Origin of the sequence: Nocardia grenadensis NBRC 108939 (assembly GCF_001613445.1) — a bacterium.
In the GTDB taxonomy this organism is placed as follows: Bacteria; Actinomycetota; Actinomycetes; order Mycobacteriales; family Mycobacteriaceae; genus Nocardia; species Nocardia grenadensis.
On sequence record NZ_BDCJ01000012.1, the window covers coordinates 185,874 to 200,266 of the forward strand.

Annotated in this window: 12 protein-coding genes; 8 read left to right on the top strand and 4 right to left on the bottom strand. The window is 69.2% G+C overall.

Annotated elements, in window-relative coordinates:
• Window positions 1-11 precede the first annotated feature (11 nt).
• A complete protein-coding gene (locus NGR01S_RS15170; protein ID WP_063037187.1) occupies window positions 12-305 on the bottom strand; it encodes a WhiB family transcriptional regulator in 294 nt (97 codons plus the stop codon).
• A 658-nt stretch (window positions 306-963) separates the two neighbouring features.
• Between NGR01S_RS15170 and NGR01S_RS15175 the strand changes: the two genes are divergently transcribed.
• From NGR01S_RS15175 to NGR01S_RS15185, 3 genes are all read left to right on the top strand, one after another.
• Window positions 964-1,956: a hypothetical protein gene (locus NGR01S_RS15175; protein ID WP_063037526.1), complete on the top strand. Its 993-nt coding sequence runs from the start codon at window positions 964-966 to the stop codon at window positions 1,954-1,956.
• 126 nt (window positions 1,957-2,082) lie between these two features.
• Entirely contained in the window at window positions 2,083-2,661 is a 579-nt protein-coding gene (locus tag NGR01S_RS15180; RefSeq protein ID WP_063037189.1) for a sigma-70 family RNA polymerase sigma factor, read from the top strand.
• Entirely contained in the window at window positions 2,654-3,832 is a 1,179-nt protein-coding gene (locus NGR01S_RS15185; RefSeq protein WP_084481051.1) for an anti-sigma-D factor RsdA, read from the top strand. Before NGR01S_RS15180 ends, NGR01S_RS15185 begins: the two co-directional genes overlap by 8 nt.
• 159 nt (window positions 3,833-3,991) lie before the next feature.
• Here NGR01S_RS15185 and NGR01S_RS15190 read toward each other — a convergent pair whose 3' ends face one another.
• Window positions 3,992-4,405, bottom strand: a complete 414-nt coding sequence (locus tag NGR01S_RS15190) for a DUF5319 domain-containing protein (RefSeq protein ID WP_030522220.1) — start codon at window positions 4,403-4,405, stop codon at window positions 3,992-3,994.
• Between the two features lie 246 nt (window positions 4,406-4,651).
• On the opposite strand from NGR01S_RS15190, the gene guaB reads away from it, so the two are divergent.
• From guaB to guaA, 3 genes are all read left to right on the top strand, one after another.
• Window positions 4,652-6,193 carry an IMP dehydrogenase gene (gene guaB, locus NGR01S_RS15195; protein WP_084481054.1) on the top strand — a complete coding sequence of 514 codons (1,542 nt, stop codon included), beginning with the start codon at window positions 4,652-4,654 and terminating at the stop codon, window positions 6,191-6,193.
• Between the two features lie 553 nt (window positions 6,194-6,746).
• Entirely contained in the window at window positions 6,747-7,928 is a 1,182-nt protein-coding gene (locus tag NGR01S_RS15200; protein WP_063037192.1) for a GuaB3 family IMP dehydrogenase-related protein, read from the top strand.
• A 202-nt stretch (window positions 7,929-8,130) separates the two neighbouring features.
• Window positions 8,131-9,708: a glutamine-hydrolyzing GMP synthase gene (gene guaA / locus NGR01S_RS15205; RefSeq protein WP_063037194.1), complete on the top strand. Its 1,578-nt coding sequence runs from the start codon at window positions 8,131-8,133 to the stop codon at window positions 9,706-9,708.
• Window positions 9,709-9,766: 58 nt separating this feature from the next.
• Here guaA and NGR01S_RS15210 read toward each other — a convergent pair whose 3' ends face one another.
• Together NGR01S_RS15210 and NGR01S_RS15215 are read right to left on the bottom strand one after the other, a co-directional pair.
• The gene (locus tag NGR01S_RS15210) at window positions 9,767-10,009 is read right to left on the bottom strand and encodes a hypothetical protein (RefSeq protein ID WP_063037531.1); all 243 of its coding nucleotides are present in this window, start codon (window positions 10,007-10,009) and stop codon (window positions 9,767-9,769) included.
• The gene (locus NGR01S_RS15215) at window positions 10,002-11,573 is read right to left on the bottom strand and encodes a PspC domain-containing protein (protein WP_084481110.1); all 1,572 of its coding nucleotides are present in this window, start codon (window positions 11,571-11,573) and stop codon (window positions 10,002-10,004) included. The genes NGR01S_RS15210 and NGR01S_RS15215 overlap by 8 nt, the downstream gene beginning before the upstream one ends.
• A gap of 160 nt (window positions 11,574-11,733) precedes the next feature.
• Here NGR01S_RS15215 and NGR01S_RS15220 point away from each other — a divergent pair, with 160 nt between their 5' ends.
• Window positions 11,734-13,203 carry an ATP-binding protein gene (locus NGR01S_RS15220; RefSeq protein WP_084481057.1) on the top strand — a complete coding sequence of 490 codons (1,470 nt, stop codon included), beginning with the start codon at window positions 11,734-11,736 and terminating at the stop codon, window positions 13,201-13,203.
• A 553-nt stretch (window positions 13,204-13,756) separates the two neighbouring features.
• Window positions 13,757-14,392, top strand: coding sequence for a response regulator (locus NGR01S_RS15225; RefSeq protein ID WP_063037533.1), 636 nt, complete (start codon window positions 13,757-13,759; stop codon window positions 14,390-14,392).
• The last annotated feature ends 1 nt before the right edge of the window (window position 14,393 follow it).

The following is a 14,393-nucleotide window of genomic DNA, read 5'->3' on the forward strand; positions in this document are numbered from 1 at the left end:
GCGACGACCCATCAAACCGCCATCCGGCGCCGGTTGCGCCGGGCGTGCATCTCCCGTTCGGTTTCCGACATTCCGCCCCAGATTCCGTAGGGCTCACTGACCTTCAGCGCGTGTGAACGGCACTGCATGAGCACGGGGCAGGACCGGCAGATCTCCTTCGCGCGCAACTCGCGTGCCGCCCGCGCTCTGCCGCGTTCACCATCGGGATGGAAGAACACCGTCGAGTCCACACCCCGGCAGGAACCGCGCATCTGCCAGTCCCAGACATCGGCGTTCGGTCCGGGAAGGTGGGTGGGCATGGGCATGGGGGAACTCCTCGTAGACGCGAGCTCGTCGGCATTGTCGAGCGAGTGATGAATACAGCTTTCCGGCGGTGCCCGGCGTTCGGCGAGCGCGCGGGGCCACATGCGTCGGCCGATGTGCACCGCTGCCGTCGGCGTCCGTTGCGTTTTCGCCCGGCGCCGTCCGTGGCGATGAGTTACGTTAGGGGTACCGAGGAAATTCCGTCAACAGTTTGGCGCCCTGAATTATCGGCTCTTTTGCGCGCTGAATTTAACCTCGTAGGCTGTTTACTTTCGCTAATCGCCCGGCGATACTGTGAGGTTGGCTTGTTGTCGGCCCCGCTCCGCGTGTCCGTGCTGGTCGGTGTATCCGCAGGTGGGCGCGACTCTTTCGGGGAATCTCGATAGGTCCGGACCGAATTCTGCCCCGCGGGCCGGCTCGGTGGGTTAAGGTGCCCAGATCTCGATACGATCACAGATGGCCGATGAGGGGCTGTGAGGTTAATTAAGCGAAACCTCCTCGAATTCGATGCGTGATCGCTCATGGATTGATGGGCGGAGATTAACCTGATGGAAACACTGCTTGTTCGGATTAATGCTGAAAGATAGCTGTACCGCCGAAATCCCGCGGTGCCCGTCCGTTCCGTCCGGCGGCGGATCCGGTGCTCGGTACAGTGCGTCGATGGTCGTCCCCGGCACCCGCCCCGAATCCGATTCCCGCTCAGCCGCCGACGCCGCGTTCGGCGCGCGGACGGGTCGTACCGCTGCCGAGTTGCCGGAACCGGCGGATCCCCTCGAAATGTGGTGGCGAGCGGTCGCTCTGGGTGGCGCGGGCCACTACGCCGCCGCCCATACCGCGCTGCGCCGCCTGTCCGCGGCGACCGTCGATCCGGTGTTGCTCTCACTCGCCGCGTCGACACAGGGGTCGCTATTGCGTCAGCTCGGCTGGCACCGGCGGGCCGCCGAGTACGACGGCCGGGCCGCCGCGCTCGTTCTTCCGGCGCTGGCCACCCTTCCGGCCGCGTCACCGCGAACGGTATCGGCGGCCGTCCGGGGATCCGGCCCGGATCCCCGGACTGCGCCTCCCGGCGGAGCCGCGGCGGCGCTGGGCGATTACGGCCGCCGGCCCGATTCGATCGATGCCGTGGCCGACGCGCTGATCGGTCTGGCGGCCGACGCCCTGGGCGTGGGCCGGACTGCCCTGTCCACCCGGCTGCTGGACCGCTGCGTCGCCCTGCTGGAGCGCCCGGCGCCCGAATGCGGTGCGCGCGCTGCCGGCGCGCCCGCGCGGGCGCGGGGCCGGGTGCGGCTGCACTGGGTTCGCGCGGAAATCGCGCTGGCCGACGGTCTCGGCGCACCGGCGCTCGCGGCGGCGGAGGCCGCGCTCGCGCTGGCCGAACAGGGACCCTCGGTCCGGCATCGGATCAAATCGCGATTGCTGGTCGCCGCGGCCGCGAGTGCCACCGGGCAGACGGCCCGCGCCGTCGCGCTGGCGGACCGTATCGATGAGGAATGCCGTGTCTCCGGCTCGGTTCCCCTGCGCTGGGCGTGCGCCATGCTGCGCGGCGGCCTGGCCGCCGAACCCGGCGACCGCGACACGGCGGTCGCCGACGCGGCCGCGTGTCGGGCACTCATCTCCCGGCGTGGCGGGCGATTTCGCGATGGGCGTGGGTAACCCGAGTTCTACCGTCTCGACCCGTACCGCCGCCGGTGTCCTATTGTGGACCCGTTCCGCTGGACCGGCGGAAGCACCGGTCATCACCGACCGTGCCACTTTGTAACGCCAGGAATTCCGCTGACGATGACGCACACGGGCGAAGAGTTGGACCGCGCCGTCGCCGCCGCTGCGCAGGGCGACAGGTCTGCTTTAGCTCAGGTACTGGAAATGGTCCGCCCGCTGGTGATGCGCTATTGCCGCGCGCGGGTCGGTGTCGCGGAGCGTGGACAACTCTCCGCGGACGATGTCGCGCAGGAGGTCTGTCTAGCGGTCATGACCGCGCTACCCAGGTATCAGGACCAGGGTAGACCCTTCATGGCCTTCGTATACGGAATCGCATCCCACAAGGTTGCCGACGCCCATCGCAACGCCTCCCGTAACAAGGCGGAGGCGATGGCCGAAGTACCAGATGTCATATCCACCGACCACGGCCCGGAGCAACGAGCTCTCGAATCGGAAACGAGCCGGCAGATGAACGCCCTGCTGGCCACCCTTCCGGAGAAACATCGAGAGATCTTGATCCTGCGCCTGGTCATGGGTCTGTCGGCAGAAGAAACCGCAACCGCCGTGGGCAGTACGGCGGGCGCGATTCGGGTAGCCCAGCACAGGGCGCTCGCAAAATTGAAGGCACAAGTGGCGAGGGCAGGTGAAATGTATGGCTAGGGATGGCGGGCGCGGTCGGGGCGACAAATGGGCGCGGCGTGCATCGCGGAACACCGATCCCTACGCCGAGGGCTCCGGTACCGGATCCGAACCGGTGGATATCGTCGCGGTTCGTCGTGATGACGAACTGATCGACGCGATCGCCCGTGGCGGACCCGTCCCCACCGAGAGCACCGAGGAACTCCAGCTGGCGACATTGCTGGCGGATTGGCGGGCCGAGATCGTGGCACCGCCGCTACCCGACGCGCCCGACCTCGATACCGTGGTCGCGGCCGTCAATCAGGAGATCGGTGCCCGGCAGGCGCGGATCGGCGCGCAATCGGGAGGCCGCCTGCGGCTGCTCCGCCCGATCGCGACCACCGCCGCCGCGCTGGCGCTTGTATTCGGTGGGCTCTCCGCGTTCTCGTATCAGGCCGAACCCGGCGACGCGCTGTGGCGCGTCAAAGAGGTGGTGTTCAGCGAACAGGCCCAGAGCACCGTCGTGCAGTACGCCGGTGACGATCTGGCCGCCGCGCAGACCCTGCTCGAACAGGGCAAGCCGGACGAGGCACGGGAACGGCTCGAGCAGGCCTCGGCCAGTACGACCCAGGTCGACGACCCGACCAAGCGCAACGAACTGGTCGAACGCTGGAATCAGCTGTTCGAGGCGGTCCGGAAAGTGATACCGCCGGACGTCGCCGCGCACCTGCAACAGATCGCTCCCACGCCCGATCCGAGCGCACCGGTGCCGCCGCCTCCCGGTGGGACCACGGAACGGCCGGGTAGCACGGTGACCACCACACCGGGACCGGGCAAAGAAACGCCGTCCGACCGGCCGAGCGGCCCCGGCGGCGGTGACAAGCCGGGCGCTCCGGACGTCCACGCGCCCGATCGTCCGGACACCCAGGCACCCGGCACCCACACTCCGGACACCCCGGCACCGGAAACGCATGCCCCCGATATCGCCCCGGACGGCACCACCGTCCCGGGCGTTCCGGGCACCACCACTCCGAACGGACCAGGTGTGGACTCGGTGGAGCCCACTCAGGCGCCGCCGTCCACGATCAGCACGCCCGGCCCGGCCGAGCCGTCCACCCCGCCGGTCCCGCAGACCGTCGTGCCGGCCCCGTCGATTCCCCAGCAGGCTCCGACCACGTTGCCGTTGCCGCTGCCGGGAGGCGCCACCAACTGAACGCCGACACACCGATGGCCATCCACCTGGAGAGGTGGATGGCCATCGGTGTGTTCGGGCCACAGTCGGTGTGAGTGCCGGGGAACCGGACGTAGCCATGAAAAGTCGATCGGCCGCCTGGTGCGACCGATCCTGCCGGGCGGGCCGGCTACTCCGAAGTCAGCTGTCGAAGGCGTCGAACCCGTCGCCGTGGAAGGCCTCGTTCATCGAGGCATCCGCGTATCCGCGACAGTAATCCCAGGTGACGTAGGCTTCCGGAGTCGGGTCGTAGGCGGGCTCATGCGGGCGGACCGTGCCGTCGACGAGGAGCTGTAATAGATTCGCGCGCAGCATGTCCCAGTCGTGATAGTGATCCTGCCGACAGTCCTCGCAGCTCACCACCAACCCGCGGATACCGCGGTGCGCCAGCAGCGCTTCGTAGACTGCGAGATCGGCGAGATCCTCCTCGACCGCAAGGCGCTCGTGAGGATCCAGCGGCTCCCCCGGCTCGATGGCATCGAGCGCGGCGGACGGGTCGGCGGGGTCTCCGGCGAACGGATCCGGCGGCAAGCCAGGTGGTAGATGGTCACGCACATCCCCACGGTACGCAGAACAGGGTGGTCTGCGCCAGCCGTCCGCGCCGCCAGTTTCGCCGATGCCCTCAGTTGATCCGCGGTCCAGGGGGACCGATACCATGGTGACACGGCGCCGACGAGTACCGATAACCCGGCCACCACCGGCCAGAACCGAACCGGTGCCGTAGTCCAATCCCAGTAACAGTTCGCTATCGGGTCGCCGCACCCCGGTAGCTCTGCCGACGTCCAGGAGGGGTCGATCCGAATGAGTAATCCCGTACCGGGCGAGCGCACCGTAGTCCGCCCTCATACGGGTGGTGACGATCCGAACAAGATCGCCATGCTCGGCCTCACCTTCGACGATGTACTGCTGCTCCCCGCCGCTTCGGATCTGATCCCCAGCTCGGTCGAGACATCCAGTCAGCTGACCCGGGAAGTCCGCCTGCGGACCCCGCTGGTGAGCTCCGCCATGGACACCGTCACCGAAGCCCGGATGGCCATCGCCATGGCCCGGGCCGGCGGTATGGGTGTTCTGCATCGCAATCTGTCGGTCGCCGACCAGGCGGGCCAGGTGGAAACCGTCAAACGTTCCGAAGCGGGGATGGTCACCGATCCGGTGACCTGCCGCCCGACCGACACCCTCGCCGAGGTCGACGCCATGTGCGCCCGGTTCCGGATCTCGGGGCTGCCGGTGGTGGACGAGACCGGCGCGCTGGTGGGCATCATCACCAACCGGGACATGCGCTTCGAGGTCGACCAGAACCGGCGCGTCGCCGATGTGATGACCAAGGTACCGCTCATCACCGCCCAGGAGGGTGTCACCGCCGAGGCCGCGCTCGGCCTGCTGCGCCGGCACAAGGTGGAGAAGCTGCCGATCGTGGACGGCGAGGGCCGGCTGCGCGGGCTCATCACCGTGAAGGATTTCGTCAAGACCGATCAGTTCCCCGATGCCACCAAGGACCGCGACGGCCGGCTGCTGGTGGGTGCCGCGGTCGGTGTCGGAGACGACGCCTGGTCGCGTGCCATGACCCTGGCCGACGCCGGCGCCGATGTCCTCGTGGTCGATACCGCGCACGGTCACCAGCGTCAGGTGCTCAGCATGGTGAGCAAGGTGAAGGCCGAGGTCGGTGACCGTATCCAGGTCGTGGGTGGCAATATCGCTACCCGGGCCGGTGCCGCGGCACTCGTCGAGGCGGGCGCCGACGCGGTGAAGGTCGGCGTCGGACCGGGCTCCATCTGCACCACCCGCGTGGTCGCCGGTGTCGGTGCCCCGCAGATCACCGCCATCCTCGAAGCCGTCTCCGTCTGCAAACCGGCCGGGGTCCCGGTCATCGCGGACGGTGGTATCCAGTTCTCCGGTGATATCGCCAAGGCCCTCGCCGCGGGTGCCTCCACCGTGATGCTCGGCTCGCTGCTGGCCGGTACCGCCGAATCCCCGGGCGAGCTGATCCTCGTCGGCGGTAAACAGTTCAAGAGCTACCGCGGCATGGGCTCGCTGGGCGCCATGCAAGGTCGCGGACAGGCGAAATCCTTCTCCAAGGACCGCTACTTCCAGGACGACGTCCTGGCCGAGGACAAACTCGTCCCGGAGGGCATCGAAGGACGGGTGCCCTTCCGCGGCCCGGTCAACCAGGTGATCCATCAGCTGGTCGGGGGCCTGCGTGCGGCGATGGGCTACACCGGTGCCCAGTCGATCACCGATCTGCAGGAAGCGCAGTTCGTACAGATCACCGCCGCGGGGCTGAAGGAAAGCCACCCGCACGACATCACGATGACCGTCGAGGCGCCCAACTACACCGGTAGGTGAGGGCGGGGCCGGGGCCGCGCGCCGGCCCCTCGGGCGCCGGCGTATACCGCCCCGGCCTCAACCGGTTTCTCCGAAGGGGCAGGCGTACGACCTGCGCCGAGTTCGAGGAAGCACCGGAGAGGCGAGCCCCGTCCCGCTCGACCGAAGGCGCCGAACGGTCATATCCGTGCACGGCCGTCCGTACATCGCATGCGACGTGCGGAAGGCCGTGCACGGGATTGCCGGCTGTTGAGCACCCTCGGCCATAAAGAACCTACTCGGGCCGGGGGTGAGTCCCGGGGCCTGAACGGCGGGACCGCGGGCGACTCGGCCCCCGCGCGCCGCGGGCGGAGCGGACAACACTGTAAGGTCTACGTGTAATTACGCGGTTCACCAGGTGAAACCATGACATCGGCGCCTCGTTTCCCGAGGCCCACACCGGGTCGCTGCCCGTTCCGCGTTTTCGCTCTCGAAACGTAGGCGCGGCAGGCGTGGTCTCGCGAGCGGGGAACGTGGGGCGAGGGGGCCGAGAACCCACGCGCGGCAGCGCGCCACCGACACAGGAGTTATTTTCGTGCGCGATATGGTCGAGATCGGAATGGGTAGGACGGCTCGCCGGACCTACGAACTGGACGATGTCGATATCGTTCCGTCGCGCCGGACCCGTTCGGCGAGCCAGGTGTCGCTGGCCTGGCAGCTCGACGCGTACCGGTTCGATATCCCGTTCCTCACCCACCCCACCGACGCCCTGGTCTCCCCGGAATTCGCCATCGAGATGGGTCGGCGCGGTGGACTGGGCGTCATCAACGGCGAGGGCCTGTGGGCGCGGCACGCGGATGTGGCCGCCAAGATCGAGCAGCTACTGGAGCTCGCGGACAAGGGGAGCTATCAGCGGGCCGTGGCCTTCCTCCAGGAACTGCACGCCGCCCCCATGCAACCCGACCTCCTGGCCGCCGCGGTGGCGCAGGTCCGGGCGGGCGGGGTCACCGTCTCGGTGCGGGTCAGCCCGCAGAACGCCCAGAGCCTGACCCCGGGTCTGCTGCAGGCCGGAATCGACCTCCTGGTCGTGCAGGGCACCATCATCTCCGCCGAACACGTCGGTGACGGCGAACCGCTGAACCTGAAAACGTTCATCGCCGAACTCGATGTGCCGGTGGTGGCCGGCGGGGTGAGCGATCACCGCACCGCGCTGCACCTCATGCGGACCGGTGCCGCGGGCGTGATCGTCGGTTACGGCTCGCAGGAGGGCGCGACCACCACGGGCGAGGTCCTGGGAATCGGGGTGCCGATGGCCACCGCCATCGCCGATGCGGCCGCGGCCCGCCGGGACTATCTCGACGAAACCGGTGGCCGCTACGTGCACGTCATCGCCGACGGCGATATCCACACCTCCGGCGATCTGGCCAAGGCCATCGCCTGCGGTGCGGACGCCGCCATGCTCGGCGCGCCGCTGGCGCTGGCCACCGAGGCTCCGGGGCGGGGCTGGTACTGGCCGTCCGCGGCCGCTCACCCGTCGGTGCCGCGCGGCTCGTTGCTGTCGCTGGACGAACCGTGGGACCTCGCCGACGAGCTGCTCAGTGGCCACGCGGCCCGCCCCGCCTCGGTGCGGCCCAGCCTCGAACAGGTTCTCACCGGGCCTTCCGACGATCCGTTCGGCTCGCTCAACCTGGTCGGCGGCCTGCGCCGGTCCATGGCCAAGGCCGGTTACTCCGATCTCAAGGAGTTCCAGAAGGTCGGGCTGAGCGTCCGCGCCTGAGCGGTGCGTCTCGGGCTTCGAGCGGGGCGGACGGCCGTCCCGCCCGCCCGGGCCCGTGATCTCGATCCGCCGCGACGGCCGCCGGGGGCGCTTGTCGCCCGGGCCGGTGAGCTCTCCGACGGCCTCCGTCAAACGGCAGGTCGGCGCTTCGTGGGCCCCCCGGTGACCGACCTCGAGGGCCCGCGGAGCCATCACTAGAATCATGCGGGTGACGCATTCCCAGAGACCCGTACTCGTTGTCGACTTCGGTGCGCAATACGCGCAGTTGATCGCCCGCCGGGTCCGGGAGGCGAAGGTGTACTCCGAGGTGGTGCCGCATACCGCCACGGTCGCCGAGATCGCTGACAAGCAGCCGCTCGCGGTGATCCTGTCGGGCGGCCCGGCCAGTGTGTACGCCGAGGGCGCGCCCTCGCTCGATCCGCGGCTGTTCGATCTCGACGTGCCGGTTTTCGGGATCTGTTACGGATTCCAGGCGATGGCGCAGGCGCTGGGCGGCACCGTGACCAATACCGGGACCCGTGAGTACGGGCGCACCGAACTCGATATCGACGGCGGTGTGCTGCACGAGGGCCTGCCGGGCGTACAGCCGGTGTGGATGAGTCACGGCGACGCTGTCACCGACGCCCCGGAGGGCTTCACGGTCACCGGTACGACGGTAGGCGCGCCGGTCGCGGCGTTCGAGGATCGGGCGCGCCGGCTGGCGGGTGTGCAGTACCACCCCGAGGTGCTGCACTCGCCGCACGGCCAGCAGGTGCTGAGCCGCTTCCTGCACGAGATGGCCGGTATCTCGCCGACCTGGACAGCGGCCAATATCGCCGAGGTCATGATCGAACAGGTGCGGGAGCAGATCGGCGACGGGCATGCGATCTGCGCGCTTTCCGGCGGGGTGGACAGCGCGGTGGCGGGCGCTCTTGTACAGCGCGCCATCGGCGACAGGCTGACCTGCGTATTCGTCGATCACGGACTGTTGCGCGCGGGGGAACGCGAGCAGGTGCAGCGGGACTTCGTGGCGGCCACCGGGGCCCGGCTGGTCACCGTGGACGCGGTGGACAAGTTCCTGGGCGAGCTGAAGGGCGTCACCGACCCGGAGGAGAAGCGCAAGATCATCGGCCGCGAGTTCATCCGGTCCTTCGAGGACGCGGTGGGTGAGGTCGTGGGCGAACAGGTGGCCGGCGATGCGGCCCCGACGGTGGAGTTCCTGGTCCAGGGGACGCTGTACCCGGACGTGGTGGAGTCCGGCGGGGGCAGCGGCACCGCGAATATCAAATCGCATCACAATGTGGGCGGGCTGCCCGAAGACCTGGAGTTCGAACTGGTCGAACCGCTGCGGCTGCTGTTCAAGGACGAGGTCCGGGCGGTCGGCCGGGAGCTCGGGCTGCCGGAGGAGATCGTGGGCCGCCAGCCGTTCCCCGGGCCGGGGCTGGCCATCCGGATCATCGGTGAGGTCACCGAGGACCGGTTGCGCACCCTGCGCCAGGCCGACGCCATCGCGCGCGAGGAACTGACCGCGGCCGGTCTGGACGGGCAGATCTGGCAGTGCCCGGTGGTGCTGCTCGCGGATGTGCGCAGTGTCGGTGTGCAGGGCGACGGCCGCACCTACGGGCATCCCATCGTGCTGCGGCCGGTATCGAGCGAGGACGCGATGACCGCGGACTGGACCCGGTTGCCCTACGAGGTACTGGAACGTATCTCCACCCGGATCACCAACGAGGTGGCCGAGGTCAACCGGGTGGTACTGGATGTGACGAGTAAGCCCCCGGGCACCATCGAGTGGGAGTGACGACGAACCGGCCGGACCTGTGCAGGTCCGGCCGGTTCCGTTCGTAGGAGGTCAGCGCTCAGCGGCGACGTCGCCGGGGGGATACAACCAGGAGCAGACCGGCGACTATCGCCACCGCGACGACGATCCAGCCGATCGGGACGATTGTGGTGAGTCCCCACTGGGTGGGGCCGGCCAAAGCCCAGACGCTCAGGCCGAGCGCCAGCAGGCCCACGAAGAACAAGCCGGGGGAGAAACCGCCGCGCCGGGCCTGCCCGCAGGCCGCGTCATCGTTTCTTTTACCTGTCTGCTGTTCAGCCACGGCGCACCTCCGCATCGCCCATCCGCACGTGTACGTTCAAGTTCAGCACCGGCGCGTCCCCGCCGGGTCCGGTCAGCCCGTCCGGGCAGGTCGCCTCGCCCATCCGGACGGTGCATTCGGTGCGGACGTTCATGTTCTCGGGTAGCAGGACCATCGCCTGACCCATCTGCACATCGACATCGACGGTCTTGTCCGCGGTGAGGTCGATACCGCGCAGATCGAGCGTGCCCGACCCCATGGTGACCTTGTACTCCGGCCGTACCTCGGTGGCCGAGGCCGGCGCCCAGGTGCGATCGCCCATGGTAGGGCTCTGCAGGTCCACCGGTCCGATCACCGCGGCGAGCAGCACGAAGGCCGCCAAGGGAGCGGTGACCAGCAGCAGGCCGTGGCCGCGGCGCCGCAACGATCCGAACACCAGACCCAGCCCGATCACCGCCAGGGCGATCGCGCCGATCCGCCCCGGGGTCATCCATTCGTTACCCGCTACGGCGGTGGCACCGGCGGCCGCCGCCGCCAGGACCGCGAGGCCGAGAACGACCGGGGTGAAGCGGGAACGTGGCCGTGGCTCGACGGCCGGTACGACCATCGTGCGGGCCGGCGCGGGTTCGGGCAGATCCCAGGCCAGTGGCGCGACACCCAGCGGGTCCCAGGAGGGCGGGGTGCGATGTTCGAACGCCGCGGTGCCGGACTTGTTCATATCGATAGTGGGGCGGGCGGCTCGGAAGGTACCCGTACCCGCGCCCGGCCGGTCCCCGGCCGGGTCGGCCGGAGCCGTGGGCGCGCCGGGTGAGCTCTCGGCCGGTGCGGGATCGGCCGTCCCGGAATCGCCGATCCCGCCGCTCTGCTCGGTTCCTGTGACCCGCGCAGGGCCGGGGGCCGCGTCACCGCTCTTGGTGAGCAGTGGGCGTGCCGGTTGCGGGGGATCGCCGGCGGTGCCGTCCGAGGCCGTCGGGGCCTGCGGGATGTCGGCGAGCGGGTCGGGGACGTAGCGTTCCGGCAGCCTCGTGTACGGCGTGTACACATCCGTCGGGGGTGCGTAGGGGTCGCCCCCGCCCTGCGGGAACATGGCGCCGGGATAACCGGTGGTACCGGGGTTGCCCAGCGACTCCGGCTCGACGGTGCCAGGTGGCAGCGGCGGTGGTTCGGGGGAACGCATGTGTAGCATCCACCAGCCCGCGAGCATCAGCGCCAGCGCGATGACCCCGGAGCCGCCCAGCCCGATCCCCACCGGGCCCATCGTGCTCACCGCGATCGCCAGCGCCACGATCAGCACGATGGTCTTGGTCTGGTTCGGTGATTCCTGATCCCTGCGGGTGAGCGACTCCGCCATGGAACCGCGCCCCCCGGGTTCCGGGAACAGTAGCCATCCCGCCAGGTAGAGCACGATTCCGGCACCGCCGAAAATGGTGGACACCACGAACGCCACCCGGACCAGTACCGGATCGACACCGTAGCGATGGCCGAAACCCGCCGCGACTCCGGCGATCGGGCCTCGCCGGGGCAGCCGAACCGGCCGGGTCTGCCACATCTGCTGCAGCTGATCGCCGAAGCTCGTTCTCGTCATGGATCCCATGGTCCGCTCGGGGCGCCCACGCGCACATCGGGGTGAACCCTGAAGTTGGACCGGAAAACCTCCTGAGCACCGTCGACTGGGGCGACCCGAGACCGATATCAGGGTGTTTCCCCATGGCTGCCGGTGCGGTTCCCGTGCCAGTATCGAGGGTATGTGCCCGTTCGGACCTGCCTTCTACACGCGGGGGGCCGCTGCCGGGCCCGGGGCGGTTCCCGAGGCCGATACCCCACGTCTGGTGCGCCGCTCCGGCGGCCGGATCGTCGGCGGGGTGGCCGGCGGTGTCGCCGACCATCTCGGTATCGACGTCCTCAAGGTACGGATGGTCTTCGTCCTGCTCTCCGCGCTGGCGGGGGCCGGGATAGTCGCCTACAGCCTGCTGTGGATCTTCACGCCCGACGGCACCGACTCCGGTCGCCCGTCGGGTACCGAGCGCCGGCAGGCGATCGGGCTGGCCCTGCTCGGGCTGGGTTTGTCGGTGGCGGTGTCGTGGGCGTTCAGTGGCGCGGCGGCGCGGGTCATCGCGCCGATCGTGGTGATCGCGGTGGGCGCGGCACTGGTGTGGCGCGAATACGACGCCGACGGTCCGCGGTCGCTGGTCGGTATACCGGCGAAACCGTCGGTGGTGACCTGGTCGCGCATTATCGCGGGCGTGACGTTGGTGGTCACCGGGCTGGCGGTGGTGGTGCTGTCCCAGCTGGACTGGGGTTCCCTCGGCTCGGCGCTGCTGGCCGTGGCCGCGACCCTGATCGGGGTGGGTCTGCTGACCGTTCCACTCGGCCTGCGGCTCATGCATTCGCTGAATGCCGAGCGTGCCGCGCGCATTCGTAACGAGGAACGCGAGGAGATCGCCTCCCACCTGCACGATTCGGTACTGCAGACGCTCGCCCTGATCCAGCGGCAGGCCGACGACCCCCATGAGGTGCTGCGGCTGGCACGCAGTCAGGAGCGGGAGCTGCGCCGCTGGTTGTTCGCCGATTCGGGTCCGGCCGAATCCAGCCTCGCCGCCGCACTGCGCACTATCGCCGGCGAAGTGGAGGACCAGCACGGAGTGAAGGTCACCCCCGTGACGGTGGGCGATGTGGCGATGGACGGTACGGAGAGCGGCTCCGGCCTGCCGAAGGAGCATTTCACCGCGGTGCTGGGCGCCACCCGCGAAGCCCTGGTGAACGCCGCCAAACATGCCGGGGTCGCCGATATCGACCTGTTCGCCGAGGCCGAACCGCACCAGGTCAGCGTGTTCGTCCGCGACCGCGGGACCGGTTTCGACCCCGATTCGATCCCCGAGGACCGCCACGGCCTGGCCCGTTCGATCCGCGCCCGGGTGGAGCGCCGCGGGGGCACCGTGGAGATCGTCTCGGAGCCCGGCCGGGGCACCGAGGTCCGCATCATCATGCCGCGAACCGATTCCGGGTCTTCGGAAGCGGAAGAGCAAGTGAACGAAGTCCGGGACGAAACGGTGGGGTCCGACCCCGCGGAAGCCTTCCGCCGGGCCGCCGCGCCCACCCCGGCCCCCGAACCGCAGGATCAGCCCCGAATGGACTCCACCGAGGTCGTCACCGCCGCTATCACCCGGCCGCACCGGGCCACTGCCGACCCGGTACCCCCGAACGGCCACCGCTGATGGACTCCGCGCCGGACCTGCGCACCGGCCGGATCCCGGCCGAGGCGGGCCGATTCGCGGGCGCCATCCGCACTTGCCCCGCGGATCCGTCGCCTGCGGCGTGGATACGATCGTGCGCCGGGCCGGTTCGACTTCGAGTTCGTCGCCTTCCCGGCTGTCAGCGGTTGTGCATACCGGCGCGTGCCCGCGGTGCGCACCGGGGAACACCTGGTCGGCAATCCGATACTGCGACAGACACCTCCGTCGACGGAATGGCCGGTGTGGCCGGGGACCACACCGCCCCCGCATCACCAACGGCGGCACCCGAATCTCTTCCTCACCACGCACCTGAAACCATGTATCGGACGATAATCAGCAGTGGTGCCCTGTCCTACTCGGCCGCCTCACCCGGCGCCGAGTCCAGCGAGGCCCCCAAAGGGTCGAGGCCCGTCTCGCCGTTCAGGCCTCGAAGCGCATGCGCGAAGCGCGAGTCTCGAGGCCTGAACGGCGAGACCGAGGGGGCCTCGACCCCGCGGCGCCGAAGGCGCCGCAATTGAATACAGAGAGGGTGGGTGTGCGGGTTTTTCTGGTGGATGATCACGCCGTTTTCCGTTCCGGAGTGCGGGCCGAGTTGAGCCGGGAGAGGGATATGGAGGTGGTCGGGGAGGCCGGTGGGGTGGCCGAGGCCGTGGCGGGGATCAACAGTGCGAAACCCGATGTGGTGCTGCTGGATGTGCATATGCCCGATGGGGGCGGCGTGGCGGTGTTGCACGGTATCGACAGTGGCCCGGTGTGTCTGGCGTTGAGTGTGTCCGATGCCGCCGAGGATGTGATCGCGGTGATCCGGGCCGGTGCCCGGGGGTATGTGACCAAGACGATTTCCGGTGCCGAACTGGCCGACGGGATCCGCCGGGTGGCCGGCGGTGATGCGGTGTTCAGCCCGCGGCTGGCGGGTTTCGTTCTGGATTCGTTCACGGGGAAGTCTCCGGTACCCGAGCCGCCGCTGGATCCGGAGCTGGATTCGCTGACCCCGCGTGAGCTGGAGGTTTTGCGTCTGCTGGCGCGTGGTTACACCTATCGGGAGATCGCCGAGAAATTGTTCATCTCGGTGAAGACGGTGGAGACCCATGCGTCGAATGTGCTGCGTAAAACGCAGCAGTCCAACCGGAACGCGCTCACTCGGTGGGCGCATCGGCGGCGTATCGACTGAG

Excerpts from the sequence above, each read along its gene's own strand:
- NGR01S_RS15170 (WP_063037187.1), bottom strand. The coding sequence starts at position 305 with ATGCCCATGCCCACCCACCTTCCCGGACCGAACGCCGATGTCTGGGAC.
- NGR01S_RS15175 (WP_063037526.1), top strand. The coding sequence starts at position 964 with ATGGTCGTCCCCGGCACCCGCCCCGAATCCGATTCCCGCTCAGCCGCC.
- NGR01S_RS15180 (WP_063037189.1), top strand. The coding sequence starts at position 2,083 with ATGACGCACACGGGCGAAGAGTTGGACCGCGCCGTCGCCGCCGCTGCG.
- NGR01S_RS15185 (WP_084481051.1), top strand. The coding sequence starts at position 2,654 with ATGGCTAGGGATGGCGGGCGCGGTCGGGGCGACAAATGGGCGCGGCGT.
- guaB (WP_084481054.1), top strand. The coding sequence starts at position 4,652 with ATGAGTAATCCCGTACCGGGCGAGCGCACCGTAGTCCGCCCTCATACG.
- guaA (WP_063037194.1), top strand. The coding sequence starts at position 8,131 with ATGCGGGTGACGCATTCCCAGAGACCCGTACTCGTTGTCGACTTCGGT.
- NGR01S_RS15215 (WP_084481110.1), bottom strand. The coding sequence starts at position 11,573 with ATGACGAGAACGAGCTTCGGCGATCAGCTGCAGCAGATGTGGCAGACC.
- NGR01S_RS15220 (WP_084481057.1), top strand. The coding sequence starts at position 11,734 with ATGTGCCCGTTCGGACCTGCCTTCTACACGCGGGGGGCCGCTGCCGGG.